Consider the following 20,190-nt stretch of genomic DNA (forward strand, 5'->3'; position numbering starts at 1 on the left):
GCCGTTATTTTGCAAAATCAACAGCACGAGTCTCTCTGATGACACTTACTTTTATCTCACCAGGATACTGTACCTTGCTCTCGATCTCTTGAGCTATCTCTTTTGCTACAAGCACTGCCTCATCGTCGTTTATGAGCTTGGCATTTGCAATGACGCGAATCTCACGGCCAGCGTTGATCGCATAAGCTTGCTTGATGCCATCTTTGCTTTTTGCGATGTTTTCGATCTCTTCGACACGCTTTAAGAAGCTCTCAAGTACCTCGCGCCTTGCACCTGGACGAGCTGCACTTAGTGCGTCAGCTGCGCAAACAGCCGCACTTTCTATACTTGTTGCCTCTTCGTGACCGTGGTGAGCATAGATAGCGTTGATAACTACTGGATGCTCTTTGTAGCGCTTACAAATTTCTGCTCCAAGATCAACGTGACTGCCCTCGTACTCGTGAGTTAGTGCCTTACCGATATCGTGAAGTATGCCAGCTCTTTTTGCAAGTTTCTCATCTCCGCCACACTCAGCTGCGATGATACCAGCAAGATGAGCCACTTCAAGGCTGTGCGCAAGAGCATTTTGACCATAGCTTGCTCTAAATTTAAGCTTGCCTATTAGTTTTACTATCTCTGGATGAATTTTATTTAGACCAAGATCCATGACGATGTTTTCACCCTCTTCTTGTATACTTTGCTCAAATTCTTCAGTCACTTTTTTGTGAAGGTCTTCTATCCTCGCAGGTTGGATTCTTCCATCCTCTACCAAAAGCTCTATCACTCTTGTTGCGATTGCACGTCTGTAAAGGTTGAAGCTACTTAGTATGATCGCATGAGGTGTGTCGTCAATGATGATATCAACGCCAAGCACCATTTCAAGGGTCTTGATGTTACGCCCCTCTTTGCCAATGATCCTACCTTTTAACTCATCGTTTTTGATATTTACGACATTTATTAGACGCTCAGCCGCAAATTCTCCAGCAAATCTCGACGTAGCCTGCGCCAAGATATAATTAACCCTCTTTTTAGCCTCTCTTTTTGCCTCTTCTTCGTATTTTCTAACGATGTGAGCGATATCCGCACGAGACTTCTCCTCAACCTTTTTAAGTACGACTTCTTTTGCCTCTTCTTCTGTTAAGCCAGCAGCGTGCTCAAGTACCCTTATCGCCTCTTCTACCTTATTTTGGTAAGTTGCTTTTAAATTTAAACCCTCTTCGTAAGTGATCTTTGCGTCTTGCTTATCTTTTTCAAAAAGCTCTTTACTCTCGTTTAAAAGCTCTTGCTCATTTAGCAAAATTTTCTCTTTTTTGGCTAGTTCATCAAATTTACTTGCATACTCTTTTTGAAGCTTTGTCGTCTTGTCATCGTATCTTTTTTTGGCCTCAAATTCAGCCTCTTGTACTGAAATTTTAGAATTTTTAAGCGTTAGCTCAGCCTCATACTCGATAGCTTTTGCTTTTGCTTTTGCTTGTTCTAAGAAGATGTTGTAGTTTGCATCATTTATCTTTTTAGCGTATAGATACCCTGCTCCAACGCCCGCCACACCGGCTCCTAAGCCTATTAAAACCTCTATCATTTATTCCTCTTTTTATATAATTTTTATTTGGGGTTATATAAAAGTCTGCTACCGCGTCTTGTGCATTTGAAAGCATATCTTTGGTGTAAAAGTCTTTTATCTCAAGAAAAACTATCCGTTTTGGCTTAATGGGTAAAGAGTCAAAAAATCTATCATAAAATCCTTTTCCATGCCCTATCCTTGCCATAGCTCCATCAACCCCAATCGCTGGAACTACCGCCATATCAAGTCTAACATTATTCATTTTTTTGCCAGATGGCTGTCTGACATTAAATTTATAAGTTATAAATGGCAGTCGCAATCTTACCATCTTTAAGCTAAGACCTACCATAAAAGGGGCAAAAATTTCACATTTACGTGATAAATTTCGCCTTACTTTAAGCACATCGACTTCGTAGTTAAGTGGCAAATAAAACAGTACTTTCTTAGAATTTGTAAAATTTATCAAATTTAAAAGCGTTTTCGTAGCTTTATAGTGAGAGCATTTGGCCTTAAATTTAGTAAGTTTCATCAAATTTACTCTTGCATTTTTTCTAAATTCATTTTTTTCTAAATTAACGCTCATTTTATGCTCTTTCTTGTATAATCCTGAAATCTTATTCAAAAGGAAATTCATGACATTAAAACGAGCAATTATAACATCACTTTGCATTTTTGCATTTTTTGGATGCGGCGACGAGAACAAGCAAAAAAAAGAGCAAAATACAAGCGAACAAACGCAAGGCAAAATTTTAGATAAAAATGCTAGCAAAGATGAAAATTTAAGCAAAGACTCACTCACTCCAAAAATGAGTGAAAATGCCCAAGATAGCGAGATAAAAGAGATAAATCTAAAGCTGCTAAGTGGAGCAACTATGCAGATTACAAAAAGAAGCAATGGCTTTGATGTAAAAGATGGCAAAAAAGCAACTCTTTACGTATTTTTCGCCACTTGGTGCCCTCCGTGCAAGGCTGAGATCCCACACTTAAACAACCTAAGCGAGAAATTTAAAAACGAACTAGATATCGTTGGTGTGCTACTTGAAGATAAAAGTGAAGATGAAGTAAAAGATTTTGCTCAAAAATATAAAATAAAATACGAAGTCGCGGTCGGCGAGGGAAATTTTTTATTTGAAAAAGCAATGGGTGGCATAAAAGGCTTGCCTGCGTCAGCACTTTTTAAAGCAAATGGTGACTACGTTCAAGGCTACATCGGTCTTGTGCCTGAAGAGATGCTTGAAAATGACATAAATAGGGCCACAAAATAATGCTTGATTTTCTAAAAAAAGGCCTTGAGAAGACTTTTGGAGCGATAAGCTCAGCGAAGAAGTCAAAAAAGATAGACAAAGAGAGCTTAGAAGAAATTTTACTTGAAGCTGACGTATCCTATGAGATCGTGGAAGAAATTTTATACTACTTACCGCCACAAGATGAAGTAAGTAGAGCCGATCTAAGGCGCGTTATGAGCAGCTATTTTATCTACGAAAACGAACGTGTGATCGAGCCTGATAAGCCATTTGTCGATCTCATCCTTGGCGTAAATGGCGCTGGCAAGACGACAACGATCGCAAAGCTTACAAATTTATATAAAAACAACGGCAAAAGCGTTATTTTAGGTGCTTGCGATACATTTAGAGCTGGAGCGATCGAGCAGCTCCGCCAGTGGTCAATTAGACTAAATGTGCCAATAGTCGCCACACAGCAAGGGCATGATCCTTCGGCTGTTGCTTACGACACGATCAGCTCAGCCCTTGCAAAAGGTATCGACCGAGTCATCCTTGACACAGCCGGCAGACTTCAAAACCAGACAAATTTAGCAAACGAGCTAGAAAAGATCGTTCGTATTAGCAAAAAAGCTTACGAAAAAGCGCCTCACCGCAAAATTTTGATTCTTGATGGCACGCAAGGTAACGCCGGAGTTGCACAAGCAAAGGCGTTTAACGATATCGTCTCACTTGATGGCGTCATCATCACAAAGCTTGACGGCACTGCAAAGGGCGGAGCACTATTTGGTGTGGCAAGAGAGCTTGAGCTACCTATATTTTATATAGGCGTTGGTGAAAGCATGGATGATATCATCAAATTTAACCCAGACGAGTTTTTAGACGAGCTAATGGACGCTATTTTTGAGTAGGGTAAAAATTCTAAGCCGTTTTTGTTTTTTTGCCGCTCTTTTGGTGATCGATTTTCTTGCTTTCACTCCAAAAAGTCCCGCTATCATCGAAAATTCGTGGGACAAAGCAAACCATTTTTTAGCTTTTTTCGTCCTTTATATACTGCTTTATCTTGGCTATGAGTTTAAAATTTTAAAAAATTTAGCCCTGCTTTTAGCCTTTGGTGTGCAAATAGAGCTCGTTCAGGCATTTTTACCAAACAGGGAATTTAGTCTGCTTGACATCGTGGCTGATATGATCGGAGCGGCTTTTGGAGTGATAGTAGCTAAAATTTTAAAAAGGATAATTTATGGCAAAAGCAAAGCCAGTTTTTGAATGTCAAGCCTGCGGTAATCAACAGGCAAAGTGGCTGGGCAAATGCCCACAATGTGGGGCTTGGGATAGCTTTGTCGAGCTTAGTCAGCAAGAGATAAAGATAAGTAAAGAGATAGCAAAAAGCACTGGAGCGCCTAGTAAGGCTGTAAGCATCGACGAGGTAGAAATTCAAAATTTTACGAGATTTAGCACCAAAGATAGCGAGCTAGATCTCGTTCTTGGTGGTGGCGTTGTCGAAGGCTCGCTCGTTTTAATAGGTGGCAGTCCAGGAATTGGCAAATCAACCCTGCTTCTAAAAATCGGCTCAAATTTAGCAAAAGACGGTAAAAAAACACTCTATGTAAGCGGCGAAGAGAGCCAAAGCCAGATAAAAATGAGAGCTGATAGGCTAAATGCGGTGGATAAAAATTTATACCTGCTAACTGAAATTTGCCTAGAAGATATCCTGCTAGAGGTACAAAAGAGCGACTACAAGGTGCTAGTAATCGACTCCATACAAACGCTTTATAGCCAAAATATAACCTCCGCGCCAGGCTCGATCACGCAGGTTCGCGAGATCACATTTGAGCTGATGAGACTTGCAAAGAGTCAAAATATCTGCGTTTTCATCATCGGACACATAACTAAAGAGGGCTCGATCGCAGGGCCTAGAGTGCTTGAGCACATGGTCGATGTGGTGCTTTATTTTGAGGGTGACGCGAGCAGAGAGCTGAGAATTTTGCGTGGGTTTAAAAACCGCTTTGGCTCGACGAGCGAGGTTGGCATATTTGAGATGAGCCAGCACGGACTTGTGAGCGCAAACGAGGTATCTAGTAAATTTTTCACACGTGGCGGGGCGATGAGTGGCAGTGCGATAACTATCATAATGGAAGGCTCAAGAGCGCTTAGCATCGAGATACAAGCACTTGTTTGCGAAAGCGCCTACCCAAAAAGAAGCTCGACTGGCTTTGAGAGAAACCGCCTGGATATGCTGCTAGCCCTACTTGAGCGAAAGCTTGAAATTCCACTTGGGCACTACGACGTCTTTATAAACGTTTCAGGTGGTGTTAAGATAAGCGAGACTGCGGCAGATCTAGCCGTCATCGCAGCGATAATAAGTAGCTTTAAAAACCGCCCTATCAGCAAGGATAGTGTTTTTATCGGTGAGCTAAGCCTAAATGGCGAGATAAGAGAAATTTTTAACCTAGATCAGCGATTAAAAGAGGCAAAAACACAGAAATTTAAAAATGCTATCATCCCAAACAAACCGCTTGACACACAAGGTCTAAAGTGCTTTTACGCCAAAGATATCACGCAAGTGCTTGAATGGATGTAAATTTATCTTGCCAGCAACTTAATATCAATACTTTACTGGCTAGGCCATGTTTTTTTGAAATTTATCTTTTGCATAAGTCTGTGAGCATCTATGCTTTTTCTTTGAAATTTAAATTATAAAAATTCCGTTCTTTGCTTATAAAATACCTATGCCCTCTTATCCACTTTAAGCTTTGCCACTTTTTCTAAAATTTCAAACATACTCTTGCCACTATCAAATTCACTCTTTATAAATTTATAAAGCTCTTTAAATCTCTCATCGGCTTCAAGCTTATAGGTGTGAGATTTTTTAGTAACTTGTATAGGTGTAAATTTCTTCTCTTTTTTATCTTCTTTGTTTTGTGTTTCAAGATCATTGATAGAATTTATAGTCTCTTTTGCTAACTCCTCGTCAAGCTCTAAACCAAAGCGCTTTTTTAGTGCAAATTTAGTCCAATTAGCTTTAAACTCATCAACGCTCATATCACTATCAAGTAACTCGGCTGTTTTTGTTCCACCAAAGGTAAAGTCAGAGAAACCATGCTTTCTGGTATATCTTTTTATAAATTCATTAACGGATAAAGTCTCTGAGTCACCAAAAGCTCTCTCAAGCCCTAAAGCACTACTATCATCTATAAATTTCTTTAGCTCATCTATCTCATCTTTTGAAAAAGAGTCGTCATAGCCCATTAGCTTACCAAGTATGCTTACTCTTGCCTCTCCTTCACCTTTTACAAAGCCAGTAAGCGAGTGATCATATCTGTCGTATTCCCTTGCTTTAGCTTTATCGTCTAGGCTCATATACTTAGGAAATGTTATGCCATGACCCATATCGTTACTAAGTATCTCGTTTATATCGTTAAATTTAAATCCCATCTCTCTTGCTATGTTTTCTCTTGAGAGATAGTTAGTAGTTGGGAGGTTATTAGAAATTCGCATTTTACTATCCTTAGTTTCTTTAGCTCCATTAAATCTTAATTAAAGATATCGTCTTTTATTTAAAAAATTTTATAAAAATACGTTTTTTAAATTTATCAGAAGTAGTTAAAAGATATTAAAAAGCTTTGTAAAAATGTATAAATTTTAGACAATCATCACTGCAGCTACAGCAAAACCACCGTCGTGAGTTATGCTAAGGCTTGCTTCTTTGATATTAAAATTTGTATAAATTTTTGGGCTAAATTTTATCTTTGGTGCATTTTTTGTATCTTTACTTATAGTTATGTCTAAAAAGCCACATTCTTTGCTTATACCCACACCAAGGGCTTTGCTAGCTGCTTCTTTGGCTGCCCAAAATCCAGCCAAAGTTGCATCATTTTTTGCTAGCGTGATCTCGTCATCACTAAGAAATTTTTTTAAAAAAAGCTCGCCGTAACGAGCTTTGAGTCTAGAAATTCTATCTATCTTAACGATATCAATACCTATCATTGAACCACAAAATCAGTAAAAAATATGTTTTTGATGTAGCCATCATTTAGCACTTCATTTAGCTTGCCGACGATCTCGTCTTTTAGCCTATCTTTGCCTTTTGCGGTACTCACTTCTTCGTAAGTTTTAGAAGAGAGTGTTCTGATGATAATGTCTCTTAAAAGTGCCTTTTTCTTATCTAGCTCAGGAGTTAGCAACTCATCGCTTTGCTCCATATCGATCTTGGTTTTAAGAAATCTTGAGCCATTTTCACTAAGCAAATTTACAATAAACTGATCAAGCGGATATATCGGTCCCATATTTGAATAGTCGTTGCTACCATGCTTTGCCTTATTTTGAGCTGGCATGGGCTGCGTTTGAGTCTGAGCTGGTGTTTGCATCATGTTTGCCTCTTTTGGCTCGTCAGAACTAAGCATTAAAAACGCGACTAGCCCTCCAATAACTAGCAGCAAAACAAATATCGCAATGATAATTATCATTAATGCACCATTGCCACCTTTTTTTGCTTTTTTCTCTTCAACTTCTTCAGCCATCTTTCCTCCTTTAAGTTTTGGCTATAATTATACAAAAAATTCGCAAAAATGAGAAAAAATGATACATAAGACAAATGCTGCTAGAGTTTTAGACAAGCTAAAAATTAATTATGAAATTTTAGAGTATGAAGTTGATTTAAACGATCTTTCAGCCCTCCACGTAGCAGCTAGCACCAAGCAAGATATAAAGCAAATTTATAAAACTATCGTTTGTGAGTGTGAGCCTAAAAATTTCGTTGTTGCTTGCTTGCAGGGCGATTTGGAGCTTGATCTAAAAGCACTTGCTCACGCGTGTGGCGCAAAACGCTGTGAACTTATAAATTTAAAAGATCTAGAAAAGATCACTGGCTACATCAGGGGTGGCTGCTCACCGCTTGCTATGAAAAAACACTTTGCAACATTTATCGATGAACGTGCAAAAGAGCAAGAGTGCGTGTTAGTAAGTGCTGGAGTAAGAGGCAAACAGATAAAGATAGCTCCAAACGATCTTTTAAAGGCTTGCGAGGCAAGTTTTGCCAATATCGCTAGGCTAGCTCTTTAAAACCTCTATAAATTTAAACTTCTCGCCTAAAAACTCTGGTGAGAGTAGAAATTTCGCCTGTTTGGCTGCATTTTCATAGGCTTGCTTGCTACCATTTTCAAGTACTAAAGATAAAATTTCATCCACGCCAAGATCGCAAACTAAAGCTTCATTTTGTTTTTTAAATTTAAGCATCTCAAAGCCAGCCTCACAAAAAGCCTCTTTTACTTGTTTAAAGCAAAGGCTATATGTTAGATCCGATCTTTTAAAATATGGCGCAAGGCTTGAAATTTCAAACAAAGAAAATACTTGATGGTCTTTAAAAATCCTTAGGCTAAACTCATTTTTTGGCTCAAATTCGCCATAGTCAAAGCTTAAAAATCTGACCTTTTTTGCCGTACTTGCAAGTTGAAGCGCAAATTTAGCGTAGCTAGTTGATATCTCGCCCTTTTTTATGCCAAATTTCTTTGCAAGAGCTAGCAAATTTTGATCTGCCTTTTGCCAGTGAAATTTTAGGTCTTCCTCCACAAAAAGCATATTTTGCCCATCTATCACCTCACAGCTAAATGCGTCAAGTAGCTCATTTGAGATGACGAAAATTTCTTCAAACGAGCACTCGTCTAAATTTTCATAATGTTTTATTTTGACATCATCGCCAAAGCGTTTTGCAAAAGTTTCAAGCTGTTTTTTACGTAAAATTTCATGAGGTTCGATGATTATAAACTCCAAATTTGGCAAAATTTCTAGCTTAAGCGTAAAAATTCCTTGCGCAAAATCAGCTAGCATATCGCCAGAGTTCGCACCGATCTCCACGACCTTGCAAGAGCTAGAAATTTCGCCATTTTTAAGCAGCTTTATAAAATAGTTTGCAAGGCAAGCGCCAAAGAGATAGCCAACGCTTACATTTGTGTAAAAATCGCCTTTTTTGCCGATATCTACGCCAAATTTATAGTAGTTTTCATTGACCCAGATATCAAAAAACTCGCTAAATTTCATAGATCGGGTAGCTTCCAACCTCTGTAAAATGCAAACATCCTAATCGTTATGCCAGCAGCAAGCAAGAGCATGGTAAAAAATATATTGGTTAGGCCTAGATGATAGAGGATAAAGTAAGCAAGCCCCACGCCAAGGCTTATCGTGCCGTAAAGCCCTGTGCGTAAAAACCATGGAATTTCGTTTAGCAAAATATCTCTTAAGATACCGCCACCAACTCCGTTAAAAAAGGCGATCATCATCACGCCAAAGATGTTGTAGTTATACTCAATTGCAACCATTGCTCCCACAATAGAAAAACAGATAACATCGATCGCATCGGCAAAGATGAATACAAATTTTCGTTCCAATCCTTCTCTTTTTATGTGTAAATTTGCCACTCTTGAAACAATCAACATAAAAATGACAACGCTTACTGGCATATAGTGCGTAAATGAATAAACCGCCCTACCAACGAGCATATCACGCATGATACCGCCACCAAGTGCGGTCAAAAATGCAGATAAAAAGACTCCAAGCCAGTCGCACTCCTTTTTTACTGCAAATAAAAACCCACTAAGTGCAGCTGATGCGATACCGACGTATTCGACAAAAATTATTAAACTCATATTTTTCCCTTAAAAGGTCGCATTTTATAATGAACTCTCATAAAAAATCATTAATAATATTTTTACCATTAGTTTATTTTAGGCTATAATAACGAAAAATTTAAGGAAGGAATTTTAATGAAAAGACTATTAATCATATTTCTTGCTGGTTTATTTTTCACGCCATACTTAAATGCTGATGTGATCCAAAATCAAAAGCTAAAAAATGCAATAAATATTTTAAACACTTTTGGTGCAAGAAATTTAAAGCCAAACACTAAATTTGAAGGCATAAAAGCGATCGCCATAATCCCTGATGTGACAAAAGCAGGCGCTATCGTTACTGGCTCAACAGGCAAAGGCGTATTTATCGCTAAAAACGATGATGGTGAATGGTCAAGCCCATTTTTTGTAAATTACACATCTGGTAGCATAGGCTTACAACTTGGTTACAGCTCAGCTGATATGATCATTTTATTTAAAAATTCAGAAGCTTATGCAAATTTATTTAATGCAAAAGATACGATCAGCCTAAAAGCAGAAGCAACTGGTGGCGTTGGTAATGAGGTAGCGATCACAAGTGATTTGCCTGAAATTTCAGCATTTGCTGAGGAGCGCGGCAATACAAGTGGTGCTTTTGTAGGCGTCAGCTTAGATGTGGCAAGGCTAAAAATAAATAGACAAGATACAAATGATTACTATGAGCGAATGTATGATTTTGAAAATATCTACAACAATAGCCCAAAAGCTAGTAAATACACACTAAAATTTAAAGAAATAATCTCAAAATACTTCTTATAGCTCAAATTTTTTGGCTCATTAAGTGGGTCAAGAGCTCTTTTTATTTTTACTTTTTTGATTAATTTTATAGAAGTTATGGCTTAGCTTTTTGCTAAACCATAAATAGTGAAACAAAGCGTTTTTTAGGGATTGGAGAAAATTGAGTCATATACTCAAACGCTTCTTCGTAATCGCCATCTGTATATTGTGCAACTTGTTCGATAAGCTCATAAAGCTCCTCATCGTCCATAGAATCAAAACTGCCTCTATTTTCTAAAACCTCTAACAAAACGGCGTCTAATTCAAGCTCGTCGTAAGTCATTTTATTCCTTAATTTTGATTTAAAAAATGCGACACTATACCAAAACAATCTTATAAAATACTTTACTTGAAATTCGTAAGAAATTTTATACTTTTTTTATAAGTAAAGTTGTAAAATCCTTATATTCATTATCATTTTAGTTAGGTTTTTGTGGATAATTTTGAACTATTTTATAAGCATTTTAAAGAGTTTTTAGAAGCCTTTGGGCAGAAAAGCTCAGAGTTAAAAGAACAAATTTTGCATGTACTTTTCATTAGCAACTCTCATCTAAGTGCTCAAGAAATTTCTTCAGAAATTTACAAAATCCACAAGAATGAAATTTCAATGACATCAATTTACTCGTTTTTAAATTTTCTCGAAATGCATCATCTTGCAAACTGTTTTGAAGAAAATGGAGTAAAGAAATTTGAGTTAAATTTAAAATCCTCGCACGATCATTTGATATGTGAAATTTGTGAAAAGATAGTTGATTTTGAAGATGAGATGATAGAGCAAAGGCAAGAGCAAATTTGCAAAGAAAAAAATTTTAGTGAACAGTCGCATACAATGATACTTTATGGTATTTGCAGTGATTGCCAAGAAAAAAATGGAAATTAAATTTTATCATTTCATTTTACTTTTTGATAATGAAAAACAAAAAAATTTCAGATTTATTTAAGCTGTGAAATAGATAATACGCAATTAAAAAAAGGATGAAAATGGATATAAAGACACAAACTTTAGCACAAGTTGCAAGCTATTTTTCAATGATAGCTCATACAAACGGCAGACTAAGAGTAAGAGTTAGTCCAAAGATAAAAGAGCTAAGTAGCAGCGTAAATTTAGCTAGCCTAGATGATGTGATAGCTCAAATAAATGGTATAAAAAATGTAAAATTTAACAAGCTAATCGGCTCTGTAACGATCGAATATGATCATGAAATTTTTCCAAAAAACCTTTGGGAAGATCTCTTAAAAGGGCAAAATTTAGAAGAGATTTCAACTAGAGTAAATGAAGTTGCAAAAGAAGTGAAATATGCTTAATGAACTTTTAAATGCATCGTATACCAGCGAAAAGAACGCACTTAGCTTATATGAAAATTTAGCTTCATTTGGTGATATTTTTAACGAGATCGCAAATATCAGAAAAAATGCAATCATCTTGATAGAAAAATTTGCGAGCACACATGATTATGAGCTTGCTTGCGAAAATGAAGCTATATTTTTGCCAGCAAAAAATAAAGAAGATGCGCTAATACAAGCTTTAAACTATGAGCTAGAGCTAAATAAAATGTATGAAAAATTTTGCGAAAGCTTAGATGACGAGGAGCTAAAAGATCTATTTTTTAGACTTTGGGCTACTTCAAATAACGAATACGTCGCCTCTTTAAAACAACGCTTAAAAGAAATTTATAGTGGCTGTGAAATAAAAAATGAGCTAAATTTAAATGAAATTTCACAAAATTTTGAGCAAAATGGCATAACAAATATTTTAGAAAACTATCAAAATGACTTTAATGAGATAACTAAAAGCTTGCAAAATATCGCAAGTGGCAAGGCTGATAAAAGCGAGTTAGCAAAGATAACCAATAATCCAAATTTCTCGTTTTTTAGCGGGCTTGCGCTTGGGGCATTAGGCATTTCAGTAGTTAGTAAAAATTTTAATAAGGATGAAGAAAATGAATAATTTACAAAATCAAACAAAGAAAGGATTTAAAATGGCATTACCATTTTTAGCAGGTTTAGCAGTAGGCGGTTTAGCAATAGCTGCTTGGAATAAAAGAGATAAGATCAAAGAGTACGCCCAAGATGGCTTTGATAAAGGCAAAGAGGCTGCAAAAGATCTTTACAAAAAAGGTAAAAGTGTTGCAAAAGATGCAAAAGACTTTATAGTAAAAGAAGAGAAAAAAGCAAAACGCGGTGCTAAAAAAGTAGAAAAAGAGGCTGAAAAAGTGGTAAAGAAAACAAGAAAACCACGCGCTAAAAAGCCAGCCGCTCCAAAAGCTATCACACCAAACGATATAGCATAAGGATAGAGAATGCAAGAAAATAGTCTTTTTACACTTTCAAGCACAAGGCTTCCATTTGATCACTTCATCAGCGGTGCTTTAATCGCTGGCATGGGTGCAGCTGCACTTGGCTTTAGCGACTATCTAAATAATAGAGCAACTAAAAAAGATGTTGCTAAAAAGATAGCGAAATACGCTGTAACAGGTGGTTTTGTAGGTGCTGTTGGTATTCATGCTTCAAATTTAATAGCACAAAAAAAATATCTAAATGCAGCAGCTTTTACAGCAGCTGGCATCGGCGGTCTTTTGATAGCAGAAAAACTAATAAAATTGGAGAGTAAATAATGAATAACCCTTACATCAATGAAGAAAACGTAGCAAGTGAGACTGCAGCTAACAATGCAGCAGCTACTCAGCCAAGCGCAATCGATAATGCAATAAACAATGCAGCTCAAAATTTACCATTTGTACCTGAAAATTTTAATGCTGCTGGCTTTGTAAAAGGTCTAGTTTTAGGTGGTATCGCAGCTTATGTACTGACTAATCCAAAAGCACAAGAGTGCGTATTTAAAGCGATTATCAAAGGTGGCGAGCTTATAAATGCTGGCATAGAAGAACTAAAAGAGCGTTTTGAAGATGTCAAAGCAGAACTTGACTCACAAAAATAAGATCACTCTAGCTCATAAGAGTAAAAATAGAGCCAGGTTTATTTGCGAGAGCTTAAACGCTAGAAGCGACGTCAGCGCTATCGAGGCTGCGATCTCAGAGCGAACTGATGCACTAAGTGTTCGTGTAAATAAATACGCAAAAAGCATTATCGTTGAATACGATAAAAACTACGATAAAATTTTAAACTTTATCAAGAGCTATGAATTTCCAACAAAGGCTAAAGATCCAAATTTGCCAAGCAAGGCAAATATCTATAAGGCTGCTGCTGCACTTGGCATAACGCCATTTATGAGTAACAAAACTCTAAAATCAGCCGTGACTCTTTACGCCACAGCTCCAAATCTAATAGAAGGTGCAAAAGAGCTAAGGCATGAGGGTATCACTTCAAAAGTGCTTGAGGCAACTGCCATTGGTACTAGCCTAGCAATGGGCGATCATTTAGCAGCAAATAGCACAAATTTGATGATAAATATCGGCGAATATATGGAAGAAAGTGCTAGCCACAGAAGTGATGATCTCATCAAAGAGCTAGCAAAACCAAATATCGAAGAAGTCTGGGTCGAGAGAAATTTAAATGGTGAAAAGACGCTTGAAAAAGTAAAAACCGAAAATTTAAAAAAGGGCGACATCGTAGTAGTTGGAGCTGGTGAGACGATAGGTGTTGATGGTTATATCGTTGAAGGTAATGCCGATGTAAATCAAGTCTCAATGACCGGAGAGGCTGAGCCTATACCAAAAGCTAGAGGCGACCGTGTTATAAGTGGCACCGTGGTTGATGAAGGTAGGATAAAAATTTGGGCTGAAAATGTAGGTAGTGATACAGCGACAGCTAGGATCAAAGAGTACATACAAACCTCACTCAATGAAAAATCAGCCATTGGTGTAAAAGCGTTAAAACTAGCTGATAAACTTGTGCCTGTTACGCTCTCTCTTGCTGGACTTTCATACATTATAAATAAAAATATGAATAGCGTTGCTAGCGTACTTCAAGCGGACTACTCTTGCGCATTAAAGCTTGCTACACCAGTTGCTTTTAAATCAAGCATCTCAAAAGCAGGTAGAAACGGCATTCTTGTAAAAGGTGCAAAGGCGATCGAAGCTTTAAGTTCAGTTGATACTTTTGTATTTGACAAGACCGGCACTCTTACACATGGACGCCTAAGTGTAGTTGAAATTTACTCATTTAAAGAGGGCTTTTCTCAAAATGATATATTAAATTTAACTGCAAGTGCCGAGGAACACTACTTTCATCCAGTAGCCGAAGCAATAGTTGAAGCTGCAAATAAGCGTGGTTTCCACCATATTCATCACGATGAAGTTGAATTTATCGTAGCTCACGGCGTAAAAACTGCGATGCACGGCAAAGAGGTGGTTATCGGCAGCAGGCACTTTTTGGAAGATGACGAGATGATAAGCTTTAAAGCTCATGAAGCTTTAATAAGCAAAGCATTAAATAGCGGACTAACCTTACTCTATGTAGGATATGATAAAGAGCTAGTTGGCGTCATCGCTATGAAAGATGATATGAGAGAAAACGCAAAAGATATGGTTAAAAAGCTAAGAAGCCTTGGCGTAAAAGAGGTCGTCATGCTAAGCGGCGACATCAAAAGCAAGGCTGAAGAAGTAGCACGTGAGCTTGGACTTGATAGGGTCTATGCAGAGTGCTTACCAACAGATAAAGCAGCTATCATCGAAGAGCTAAAGAGTGAGGGCAAAAAAGTAGCCTTTGTGGGAGATGGCATAAATGATGCTCCAAGCCTAACTAAGGCAAATGTGGGCATAAGCATGCACAAAGGTGCTGATATAGCTAAAGCGACGGCTGACATAAGTCTTTTAAAAGACGACATCATGAGCGTAGCTCTCGTAAAAGAGCTTGCAAATAAAACAATGGATTTAATTAGCTCAAATTTCCGCTCAACCGTTGGCGTAAACACAGCTATACTAAGTGCTGCGACACTTGGTATGTTAAATCCAATAGCAACTGCCATGCTTCATAATGGTACAACGATTTGGCTTTTATTAAATTCGATGAAGGGCGTAAAATTCAAATCGAAATAAATTTAAAAGGGTAGATGGTGCTTGATAGTTTCTTAAATTTTTTAAACGGCAAAATGGACGTAGCCAACGACTTTTTATATGGATATTTTTTAGTCATTATTCTTGTGGCTACGGGAATTTATTTTAGTTATTTGACTCGTTTTGTGCAGTTTAGGATGTTTTTTGAAGCTTGCAGGGTCTTAGTAGAAAAAAAAGACAAGTACAATAAGCACCATTTAACGCCATTTCAAGCACTTATGATCTCGACTGCTTCGCGCGTTGGCATAGGCAATATCGCTGGAATTTCAGCTGCCATCGTCGCGGGCGGTCCTGGTGCTCTTTTTTGGATGTGCTTGATGGCATTTTTAGGATCAGCTTCAGCTTTTATAGAGAGCACGCTAGCGCAAATTTATAAGACAAAAGATGTTTTTGGATTTAAAGGTGGTCCAGCTTATTACATCAAAAATGGCCTTGGCATAAAGTGGTTGGCTTCGCTTTTTGCGGTGATTCTCATCATCACCTACGCATACGGCTTTAACGGACTTCAAAGCTATACCATGACATCAGCTTTTGAAATTTACTATGACAAAGCTGGTAGCAACGTTAGCTTTGCACAAAGTGGACTACCTGTTGGCATCGGCCTTATCCTTACAGCATTTGCGGCGGTAATGTTTTTTAGCAAAAGCCACATCATCGGTAAGGTAAGCTCATACATCGTGCCGTTCATGGCACTTGCCTACATCTCGCTAGCGCTTATCGCTATTATTTTAAATTTCAAAGAAATTCCTGATGTTGTTAAGATGATTTTAGAAAATGCCTTTGATTTTAAAGCGATATTTGGTGGATTTGCCGGCAGCGTGATCGTAATAGGCATCAAAAGAGGCCTTTTCTCAAACGAAGCTGGTATGGGTTCAGCTCCAAACGCAGCAGCCGCAGCACATACTAGCCATCCAGTAAAACAAGGCCTAGTTCAAGCAATGGCAGTCTTTATAGACATGACTATATGTATCGCATCTGGTATGATCGTGCTATTTTCACAGGCCTATCTTACGAAGCAGACTGGCTCAGGTGGTGAGGTGCTAACCGCCCTTCCTCTCGTTCAAGCTGCAATGAAAGAGTATTTTGGTGAATTTGGAGTTCATTTTACTACTCTTGCAGTTGTACTTTTTGCCATCACTTCGCTTATTGGCAACTACTACTACGCTCAGGCAAATATGAAATTTTTAACAAAAAACCACAAGCTTACGTTGCTATTTAAGATAACGGCTGTCGTTATGATATTTATTGGCGCTCAGATGAATTTAAAGCTCGCTTGGAATATCGCGGATATCACAATGGCTGCAATGGCAACTATTAACATCATCGCTATATTCTTACTTTCAAAAGTAGTGATAATAGCGGTCAAAGACTACGAAGCTCAAAGAAAGGCTGGGCTAAATCCAGAATTTGACCCAGAAAGTCTTGGCATCAAAAATACAAGTTGCTGGAATAAAAACTAAATGGAGAAGAATTTGAAAAACGATACAAAAATAAGTGGCAAACTACTTGATATACACACTCACAGACAAGTATCAAAAGTCGGTATGGGCATCACTTTAGCCTCAGTTTGCTTAAGCGCCCTTTTTATGAAAAGAAATAAAAGCATTAAGAAATTTCACGTTGCTTCAGGCATTGCATTTACTTGTTTTGCTCTTTATCATGCTGGGCTTTATGACAATGGAATCTTTAAAAAAATGATAATAAAAGCAAAAAATGAGGTAAAAAAGGCATAAAATGATACTTAGCGACGCAGAAATTCTAAGCTATATAAATGAAGATATACCTTACTTTGATCTTACTACGTCGCTTCAAAATATCGATAAAAAAGCCTCACTTGAGATTTATTCACGTGATGAAATTTGTGTTAGCTGCGTTGATGTAGCTGCAAGTATCGCGAGGCTACTTTCATGTGAAAGTCAAAGTTTTGTCCAAAATGGTCAAATTTGCAAAGCTGGCGATGTAATCATAAAAATTTATGGTGATTATGAATGCGCACACAAGGTCTGGAAACTAGCTCAAGTAGCTTTAGAATACGCTAGTGGCATTGCAACCTATACAAATAAAATGGTAAATGCCGCAAAGTGCGTCAATGAAAAATGTGAAGTGTTGTCAACCAGAAAGAGTTTTCCGTTTGCTAAGAAATTTTGCGTAAAAGCCGTACTTGAAGGCGGTGGTGGCATCCATAGGCTTGGGCTTAGCGATAGTATTTTATTTTTTAAAAACCACATGAAAGCCTACGGTAGCTTTGATAAATTTTTATCGCATTTGCCAGAGTTTAAAGCAAAAATGGCTGAGCGAAAAGTATGCATTGAAGCTGAAAATTTAGACGAAGTAAGCAAGCTTTTAAAAGCAAATTGCGACGTCGTGCAGTGCGATAAATTTAGTCCAGAGCTCATCGAAAATGTACTCTCTTTAAGAGATGAGATTTCGCCAAATACCATTATCCTAGCAGCCGGTGGTATAAATTTATCAAATGCAAAAGATTACGCAAATGCCGATGCGATAGTAACATCAGCGATGTATTCAAAAGGCGTTGCTGATATCAGCACCAGACTTGAGATTTTATAAATTTTTACAATGACCGATACAGCAAAACATCTATCAAAGTTAAAAATTTACAGAAAATGCATTTTGGCTCTGGAATTTGAACGATACGCAACAAAAAATTAACATTTTTTATTTCAAATTTATTTCATAGCTACAAGCAAAAATACAAACTAATAAAGTTAAATTTTCTAATTTGTTTTCTCTAAAAAATAAGGACACTCATATCTTGCTTTACACCACGTACATAAATTCAATTAAATTTTAAAATTTACAAACAAGTATATCACGCTTTTAAATTCAGTAACAAACGATAACGAGTGAGTAAAATTTAGAATTTGCCTAGAAATTTTCAAATTCCAGGCAAATTTCACTCAAATTTACTCTCTAACAACATGTAAAAACTGCATGTGTTTGCGGTATTGCTCGATGACGTCGTTTATCAGCGTGGCTTCGCTCCAGCCAAGCACGTCGTAGTCCTGACCGCCCTCTTTTAGATAGACTTCAGCTCTATAGTAAAGATCATCGCCGTCAAGCTCTCTGGTGTAGTCTGGGCTCTGGCTTTTGGTGAGATAGACGCCATATCTAAAGTCCATCTCATCGCCAAGTCCTACGTTTAAATTTACAAAATTTTCGCCATTTGTAACCTTTGCTTCAAGCCCATTTTTAGCAAATTCCTCTTTTAGCTCATTAAAGGCTTTTAGCACGACTTCGTTTAAAAATTTCTTGCCATCTTTCTTGCCTGGAAGCGTGATGATCGCACTTAGGCGCTCTTGCCATGGCTTTGAAAGATCGCTAAGAGGCATGTTGCTAAAGTTATTTGTCTCTTTTTTGGTTAGATCCACGCGCAAGGCCTTAAATAGCCCATAAATGGCACCAAGTAGCACTATAGCAAATGGCAGCGCGGTCGTGATCGTAAGTGCTTGAAGTGAGCCAAGACCGCCTGCTAGCATCAAAAATGCCGCCACGACACCCACTGTAACGCCCCAAAAGACCTTTTGCCAAACTGGTGTATCATCCCTACCGTTTGAACAAAGCATATTCATCACGATCGCCGCAGAGTCGGCGGAAGTGACGAAAAATATAACGATCATAAAGACTGCGATGGTGCTTAGCACGCCTGAGAAGCTAAATTTCTCCAAAAACATAAAAAGCGCCGAAGCCGAGTCGGAATTTACGGTCGTTGCAAGCTCGCTAAAGCCACTTTGCACAAGCGCGATCGCCGAGTTGCCAAAAAAGCTCATCCAAGCAAATGTAAAGCCGGTTGGCACGAAAAGCACGCCGATCACAAATTCTCTTATCGTCCTGCCCTTTGAAATTTTGGCGATAAACAGCCCCACAAACGGCGACCAAGATAGCCACCAAGCCCAGTATAGCAGCGTCCAACCGCCAAGCCAGCTCTCGTTTTGCCTCTCGTAGGCGTAGAGATTAAAGGTGTTTGAAATAAGCGTCGAGACGTAGTTGCCGCTATTTTGTACAAACGACTTTAAAAGCTGCGTCGTATCGCCCAAAAATAGTATCAAAAACATAAAACATATAGCTAGCGCGATGTTTGCGTTTGATAAAATTTTTATCCCCTTATCCACGCCGCTTGCCGCTGAGACGGTTGCAGCCAGACAAAGCACTATTAGAAGCGTAATATGCATGGTCGGCAGGCCAAAAACGTGCGTAAGGCCGGCATTTACCTGAAGTACGCCGTATCCTAGCGATGTCGCCACGCCAAAAAGCGTCGCTACGACGGCAAATGTGTCGATGGCGCTACCTATCTTGCCGTAAATTTTATCGCCGATTATCGGATAAAACGCCGATCTAAGCGTAAGCGGCAAGCCGTGTCTATACGAGAAAAAGGCAAGGATTAGCGCCACGATAGCATAGACCGACCATGCGCCCATACCCCAGTGAAAGAAGGTGATATTCATCGCAAGCTTTTGCGCTGCGATAGTTTGCGCGTCGCCGAGCGGCGGATTTAGATAGTGCATGAGCGGCTCGGCCACGCCAAAAAACACAAGCCCGATGCCCATGCCGGCGGCAAAAAGCATAGAAAACCATGAGACGTTTTTGTGCTCCGGCTTTACGTGATCGGCTCCGAGCTTGATCTCGCCAAGCTTACTAAAGCCAAGGATGATGACGCTTAGCAGTATGACGGCGACGGCCAGGATGTAAAACCAGCCGAATTTGGCCGCGATGTAGTTTTGCATACCTTTAAAAAACTCATTTGAGAAATTTGGAAATATCGCTGCAAATGCCGTTATTAAAAATATGACAACAAGCGATGGGATAAATACCGAGTTGTTAAATTTCGACTTTTGAAATTTGATCATTTTTCTCCTTTTTTATAAATTTCAGCTTCATTTCAAAATAACAAAAAAGAGTAAATGGGTCAAATTTTTTCTTTAAATTTTTTATGAAATTTTAAGCTTTAACCATCAAAA

General features: G+C 38.2%; 25 protein-coding genes. 16 read left to right on the plus strand and 9 right to left on the minus strand.

Going from position 1 to position 20,190, the window contains the following annotated elements:
- Nucleotides 1-4: 4 nt before the first annotated feature.
- A complete protein-coding gene (rny, locus tag CYP43_RS06210; protein ID WP_072594345.1) occupies nt 5-1,558 on the minus strand; it encodes a ribonuclease Y in 1,554 nt (517 codons plus the stop codon).
- Entirely contained in the window at nt 1,491-2,123 is a 633-nt protein-coding gene (locus CYP43_RS06215; RefSeq protein ID WP_103582898.1) for a 5-formyltetrahydrofolate cyclo-ligase, read from the minus strand. The genes rny and CYP43_RS06215 overlap by 68 nt, the downstream gene beginning before the upstream one ends.
- 49 nt (nt 2,124-2,172) lie before the next feature.
- Between CYP43_RS06215 and CYP43_RS06220 the strand changes: the two genes are divergently transcribed.
- The 4 genes from CYP43_RS06220 to radA are packed head-to-tail and all read left to right on the plus strand — an operon-like array spanning nt 2,173 to nt 5,341.
- Nucleotides 2,173-2,805, plus strand: a complete 633-nt coding sequence (locus CYP43_RS06220; protein WP_054196779.1) for a TlpA family protein disulfide reductase — start codon at nt 2,173-2,175, stop codon at nt 2,803-2,805.
- Nucleotides 2,805-3,671, plus strand: a complete 867-nt coding sequence (ftsY, locus tag CYP43_RS06225) for a signal recognition particle-docking protein FtsY (protein WP_103582899.1) — start codon at nt 2,805-2,807, stop codon at nt 3,669-3,671. The genes CYP43_RS06220 and ftsY overlap by 1 nt, the downstream gene beginning before the upstream one ends.
- Complete coding sequence (locus CYP43_RS06230; protein WP_103582900.1) at nt 3,664-4,026, plus strand: VanZ family protein; 363 nt, start codon at nt 3,664-3,666, stop codon at nt 4,024-4,026. Before ftsY ends, CYP43_RS06230 begins: the two co-directional genes overlap by 8 nt.
- On the plus strand, nt 4,001-5,341 hold the full coding sequence (gene radA / locus CYP43_RS06235; protein ID WP_103582901.1) for a DNA repair protein RadA: 1,341 nt from the start codon (nt 4,001-4,003) through the stop codon (nt 5,339-5,341). Before CYP43_RS06230 ends, radA begins: the two co-directional genes overlap by 26 nt.
- A 146-nt stretch (nt 5,342-5,487) precedes the next feature.
- On the opposite strand, the gene CYP43_RS09715 is transcribed toward radA, so the two are convergent.
- The 3 genes from CYP43_RS09715 to fliL all read right to left on the minus strand — a co-directional run bounded on the left by CYP43_RS09715 (nt 5,488) and on the right by fliL (nt 7,280).
- Nucleotides 5,488-6,258 (minus strand): hypothetical protein, encoded by a 771-nt coding sequence (locus CYP43_RS09715; RefSeq protein WP_103582902.1) that lies wholly within the window; start codon nt 6,256-6,258, stop codon nt 5,488-5,490.
- A gap of 144 nt (nt 6,259-6,402) precedes the next feature.
- Complete coding sequence (gene acpS / locus CYP43_RS06245; protein WP_103582903.1) at nt 6,403-6,747, minus strand: holo-ACP synthase; 345 nt, start codon at nt 6,745-6,747, stop codon at nt 6,403-6,405.
- Nucleotides 6,744-7,280 (minus strand): flagellar basal body-associated protein FliL, encoded by a 537-nt coding sequence (fliL, locus tag CYP43_RS06250; RefSeq protein WP_103582904.1) that lies wholly within the window; start codon nt 7,278-7,280, stop codon nt 6,744-6,746. Before fliL ends, acpS begins: the two co-directional genes overlap by 4 nt.
- 58 nt (nt 7,281-7,338) lie before the next feature.
- On the opposite strand from fliL, the gene ybaK reads away from it, so the two are divergent.
- On the plus strand, nt 7,339-7,821 hold the full coding sequence (gene ybaK / locus CYP43_RS06255) for a Cys-tRNA(Pro) deacylase (protein ID WP_103582905.1): 483 nt from the start codon (nt 7,339-7,341) through the stop codon (nt 7,819-7,821).
- On the opposite strand, the gene CYP43_RS06260 is transcribed toward ybaK, so the two are convergent.
- Together CYP43_RS06260 and CYP43_RS06265 are read right to left on the minus strand one after the other, a co-directional pair.
- Entirely contained in the window at nt 7,810-8,796 is a 987-nt protein-coding gene (locus CYP43_RS06260; protein ID WP_103582906.1) for an SAM-dependent methyltransferase, read from the minus strand. The two genes, ybaK and CYP43_RS06260, sit on opposite strands and share 12 nt — an antisense overlap.
- Nucleotides 8,793-9,401: a trimeric intracellular cation channel family protein gene (locus CYP43_RS06265; protein ID WP_103582907.1), complete on the minus strand. Its 609-nt coding sequence runs from the start codon at nt 9,399-9,401 to the stop codon at nt 8,793-8,795. Before CYP43_RS06265 ends, CYP43_RS06260 begins: the two co-directional genes overlap by 4 nt.
- Nucleotides 9,402-9,518: 117 nt before the next feature.
- Here CYP43_RS06265 and CYP43_RS06270 point away from each other — a divergent pair, with 117 nt between their 5' ends.
- Nucleotides 9,519-10,181: a lipid-binding SYLF domain-containing protein gene (locus tag CYP43_RS06270; protein WP_103582908.1), complete on the plus strand. Its 663-nt coding sequence runs from the start codon at nt 9,519-9,521 to the stop codon at nt 10,179-10,181.
- A gap of 91 nt (nt 10,182-10,272) precedes the next feature.
- Here the strand turns inward: CYP43_RS06270 and CYP43_RS06275 are convergent, their stop codons facing one another.
- Nucleotides 10,273-10,482, minus strand: coding sequence for a hypothetical protein (locus tag CYP43_RS06275; RefSeq protein ID WP_002942234.1), 210 nt, complete (start codon nt 10,480-10,482; stop codon nt 10,273-10,275).
- A 150-nt stretch (nt 10,483-10,632) separates the two neighbouring features.
- On the opposite strand from CYP43_RS06275, the gene CYP43_RS06280 reads away from it, so the two are divergent.
- The 10 genes from CYP43_RS06280 to modD all read left to right on the plus strand — a co-directional run bounded on the left by CYP43_RS06280 (nt 10,633) and on the right by modD (nt 17,782).
- Complete coding sequence (locus tag CYP43_RS06280) at nt 10,633-11,079, plus strand: Fur family transcriptional regulator (RefSeq protein WP_054196789.1); 447 nt, start codon at nt 10,633-10,635, stop codon at nt 11,077-11,079.
- A 101-nt stretch (nt 11,080-11,180) separates the two neighbouring features.
- Nucleotides 11,181-11,504, plus strand: coding sequence for an HMA2 domain-containing protein (locus tag CYP43_RS06285; protein ID WP_021091233.1), 324 nt, complete (start codon nt 11,181-11,183; stop codon nt 11,502-11,504).
- Complete coding sequence (locus CYP43_RS06290) at nt 11,497-12,147, plus strand: ferritin-like domain-containing protein (RefSeq protein ID WP_103582909.1); 651 nt, start codon at nt 11,497-11,499, stop codon at nt 12,145-12,147. The genes CYP43_RS06285 and CYP43_RS06290 overlap by 8 nt, the downstream gene beginning before the upstream one ends.
- Complete coding sequence (locus CYP43_RS06295; protein WP_021091243.1) at nt 12,140-12,490, plus strand: hypothetical protein; 351 nt, start codon at nt 12,140-12,142, stop codon at nt 12,488-12,490. The genes CYP43_RS06290 and CYP43_RS06295 overlap by 8 nt, the downstream gene beginning before the upstream one ends.
- Nucleotides 12,491-12,499: 9 nt before the next feature.
- A complete protein-coding gene (locus CYP43_RS06300; RefSeq protein ID WP_021091246.1) occupies nt 12,500-12,814 on the plus strand; it encodes a hypothetical protein in 315 nt (104 codons plus the stop codon).
- Entirely contained in the window at nt 12,814-13,137 is a 324-nt protein-coding gene (locus CYP43_RS06305) for an oxidoreductase (RefSeq protein WP_087577962.1), read from the plus strand. Before CYP43_RS06300 ends, CYP43_RS06305 begins: the two co-directional genes overlap by 1 nt.
- Nucleotides 13,121-15,196, plus strand: a complete 2,076-nt coding sequence (locus tag CYP43_RS06310) for a heavy metal translocating P-type ATPase (protein ID WP_085658619.1) — start codon at nt 13,121-13,123, stop codon at nt 15,194-15,196. The genes CYP43_RS06305 and CYP43_RS06310 overlap by 17 nt, the downstream gene beginning before the upstream one ends.
- A gap of 14 nt (nt 15,197-15,210) precedes the next feature.
- A complete protein-coding gene (locus CYP43_RS06315; RefSeq protein ID WP_258032169.1) occupies nt 15,211-16,674 on the plus strand; it encodes an alanine/glycine:cation symporter family protein in 1,464 nt (487 codons plus the stop codon).
- 12 nt (nt 16,675-16,686) lie between these two features.
- Nucleotides 16,687-16,947 (plus strand): helicase, encoded by a 261-nt coding sequence (locus CYP43_RS06320; RefSeq protein WP_103582910.1) that lies wholly within the window; start codon nt 16,687-16,689, stop codon nt 16,945-16,947.
- 1 nt (nt 16,948) lies between these two features.
- Nucleotides 16,949-17,782 carry a ModD protein gene (modD, locus tag CYP43_RS06325; protein ID WP_103582911.1) on the plus strand — a complete coding sequence of 278 codons (834 nt, stop codon included), beginning with the start codon at nt 16,949-16,951 and terminating at the stop codon, nt 17,780-17,782.
- 356 nt (nt 17,783-18,138) lie between these two features.
- On the opposite strand, the gene CYP43_RS06330 is transcribed toward modD, so the two are convergent.
- Nucleotides 18,139-20,079 (minus strand): BCCT family transporter, encoded by a 1,941-nt coding sequence (locus CYP43_RS06330; RefSeq protein WP_103582912.1) that lies wholly within the window; start codon nt 20,077-20,079, stop codon nt 18,139-18,141.
- Nucleotides 20,080-20,190: the final 111 nt, after the last annotated feature.

This window comes from Campylobacter concisus, assembly GCF_002913045.1.
Classification (GTDB): Bacteria; Campylobacterota; Campylobacteria; order Campylobacterales; family Campylobacteraceae; genus Campylobacter_A; species Campylobacter_A concisus_AP.

Bases quoted from the DNA above. Each gene is read 5' to 3' on its own strand.
- rny (WP_072594345.1), bottom strand. From the start codon at position 1,558: ATGATAGAGGTTTTAATAGGCTTAGGAGCCGGTGTGGCGGGCGTTGGA.
- CYP43_RS06215 (WP_103582898.1), bottom strand. From the start codon at position 2,123: ATGAGCGTTAATTTAGAAAAAAATGAATTTAGAAAAAATGCAAGAGTA.
- CYP43_RS06220 (WP_054196779.1), top strand. From the start codon at position 2,173: ATGACATTAAAACGAGCAATTATAACATCACTTTGCATTTTTGCATTT.
- ftsY (WP_103582899.1), top strand. From the start codon at position 2,805: ATGCTTGATTTTCTAAAAAAAGGCCTTGAGAAGACTTTTGGAGCGATA.
- radA (WP_103582901.1), top strand. From the start codon at position 4,001: ATGGCAAAAGCAAAGCCAGTTTTTGAATGTCAAGCCTGCGGTAATCAA.
- CYP43_RS09715 (WP_103582902.1), bottom strand. From the start codon at position 6,258: ATGCGAATTTCTAATAACCTCCCAACTACTAACTATCTCTCAAGAGAA.
- acpS (WP_103582903.1), bottom strand. From the start codon at position 6,747: ATGATAGGTATTGATATCGTTAAGATAGATAGAATTTCTAGACTCAAA.
- fliL (WP_103582904.1), bottom strand. From the start codon at position 7,280: ATGGCTGAAGAAGTTGAAGAGAAAAAAGCAAAAAAAGGTGGCAATGGT.
- ybaK (WP_103582905.1), top strand. From the start codon at position 7,339: ATGATACATAAGACAAATGCTGCTAGAGTTTTAGACAAGCTAAAAATT.
- CYP43_RS06260 (WP_103582906.1), bottom strand. From the start codon at position 8,796: ATGAAATTTAGCGAGTTTTTTGATATCTGGGTCAATGAAAACTACTAT.
- CYP43_RS06265 (WP_103582907.1), bottom strand. From the start codon at position 9,401: ATGAGTTTAATAATTTTTGTCGAATACGTCGGTATCGCATCAGCTGCA.
- CYP43_RS06270 (WP_103582908.1), top strand. From the start codon at position 9,519: ATGAAAAGACTATTAATCATATTTCTTGCTGGTTTATTTTTCACGCCA.
- CYP43_RS06275 (WP_002942234.1), bottom strand. From the start codon at position 10,482: ATGACTTACGACGAGCTTGAATTAGACGCCGTTTTGTTAGAGGTTTTA.
- CYP43_RS06285 (WP_021091233.1), top strand. From the start codon at position 11,181: ATGGATATAAAGACACAAACTTTAGCACAAGTTGCAAGCTATTTTTCA.
- CYP43_RS06290 (WP_103582909.1), top strand. From the start codon at position 11,497: ATGCTTAATGAACTTTTAAATGCATCGTATACCAGCGAAAAGAACGCA.
- CYP43_RS06295 (WP_021091243.1), top strand. From the start codon at position 12,140: ATGAATAATTTACAAAATCAAACAAAGAAAGGATTTAAAATGGCATTA.
- CYP43_RS06300 (WP_021091246.1), top strand. From the start codon at position 12,500: ATGCAAGAAAATAGTCTTTTTACACTTTCAAGCACAAGGCTTCCATTT.
- CYP43_RS06305 (WP_087577962.1), top strand. From the start codon at position 12,814: ATGAATAACCCTTACATCAATGAAGAAAACGTAGCAAGTGAGACTGCA.
- CYP43_RS06315 (WP_258032169.1), top strand. From the start codon at position 15,211: ATGGTGCTTGATAGTTTCTTAAATTTTTTAAACGGCAAAATGGACGTA.
- modD (WP_103582911.1), top strand. From the start codon at position 16,949: ATGATACTTAGCGACGCAGAAATTCTAAGCTATATAAATGAAGATATA.
- CYP43_RS06330 (WP_103582912.1), bottom strand. From the start codon at position 20,079: ATGATCAAATTTCAAAAGTCGAAATTTAACAACTCGGTATTTATCCCA.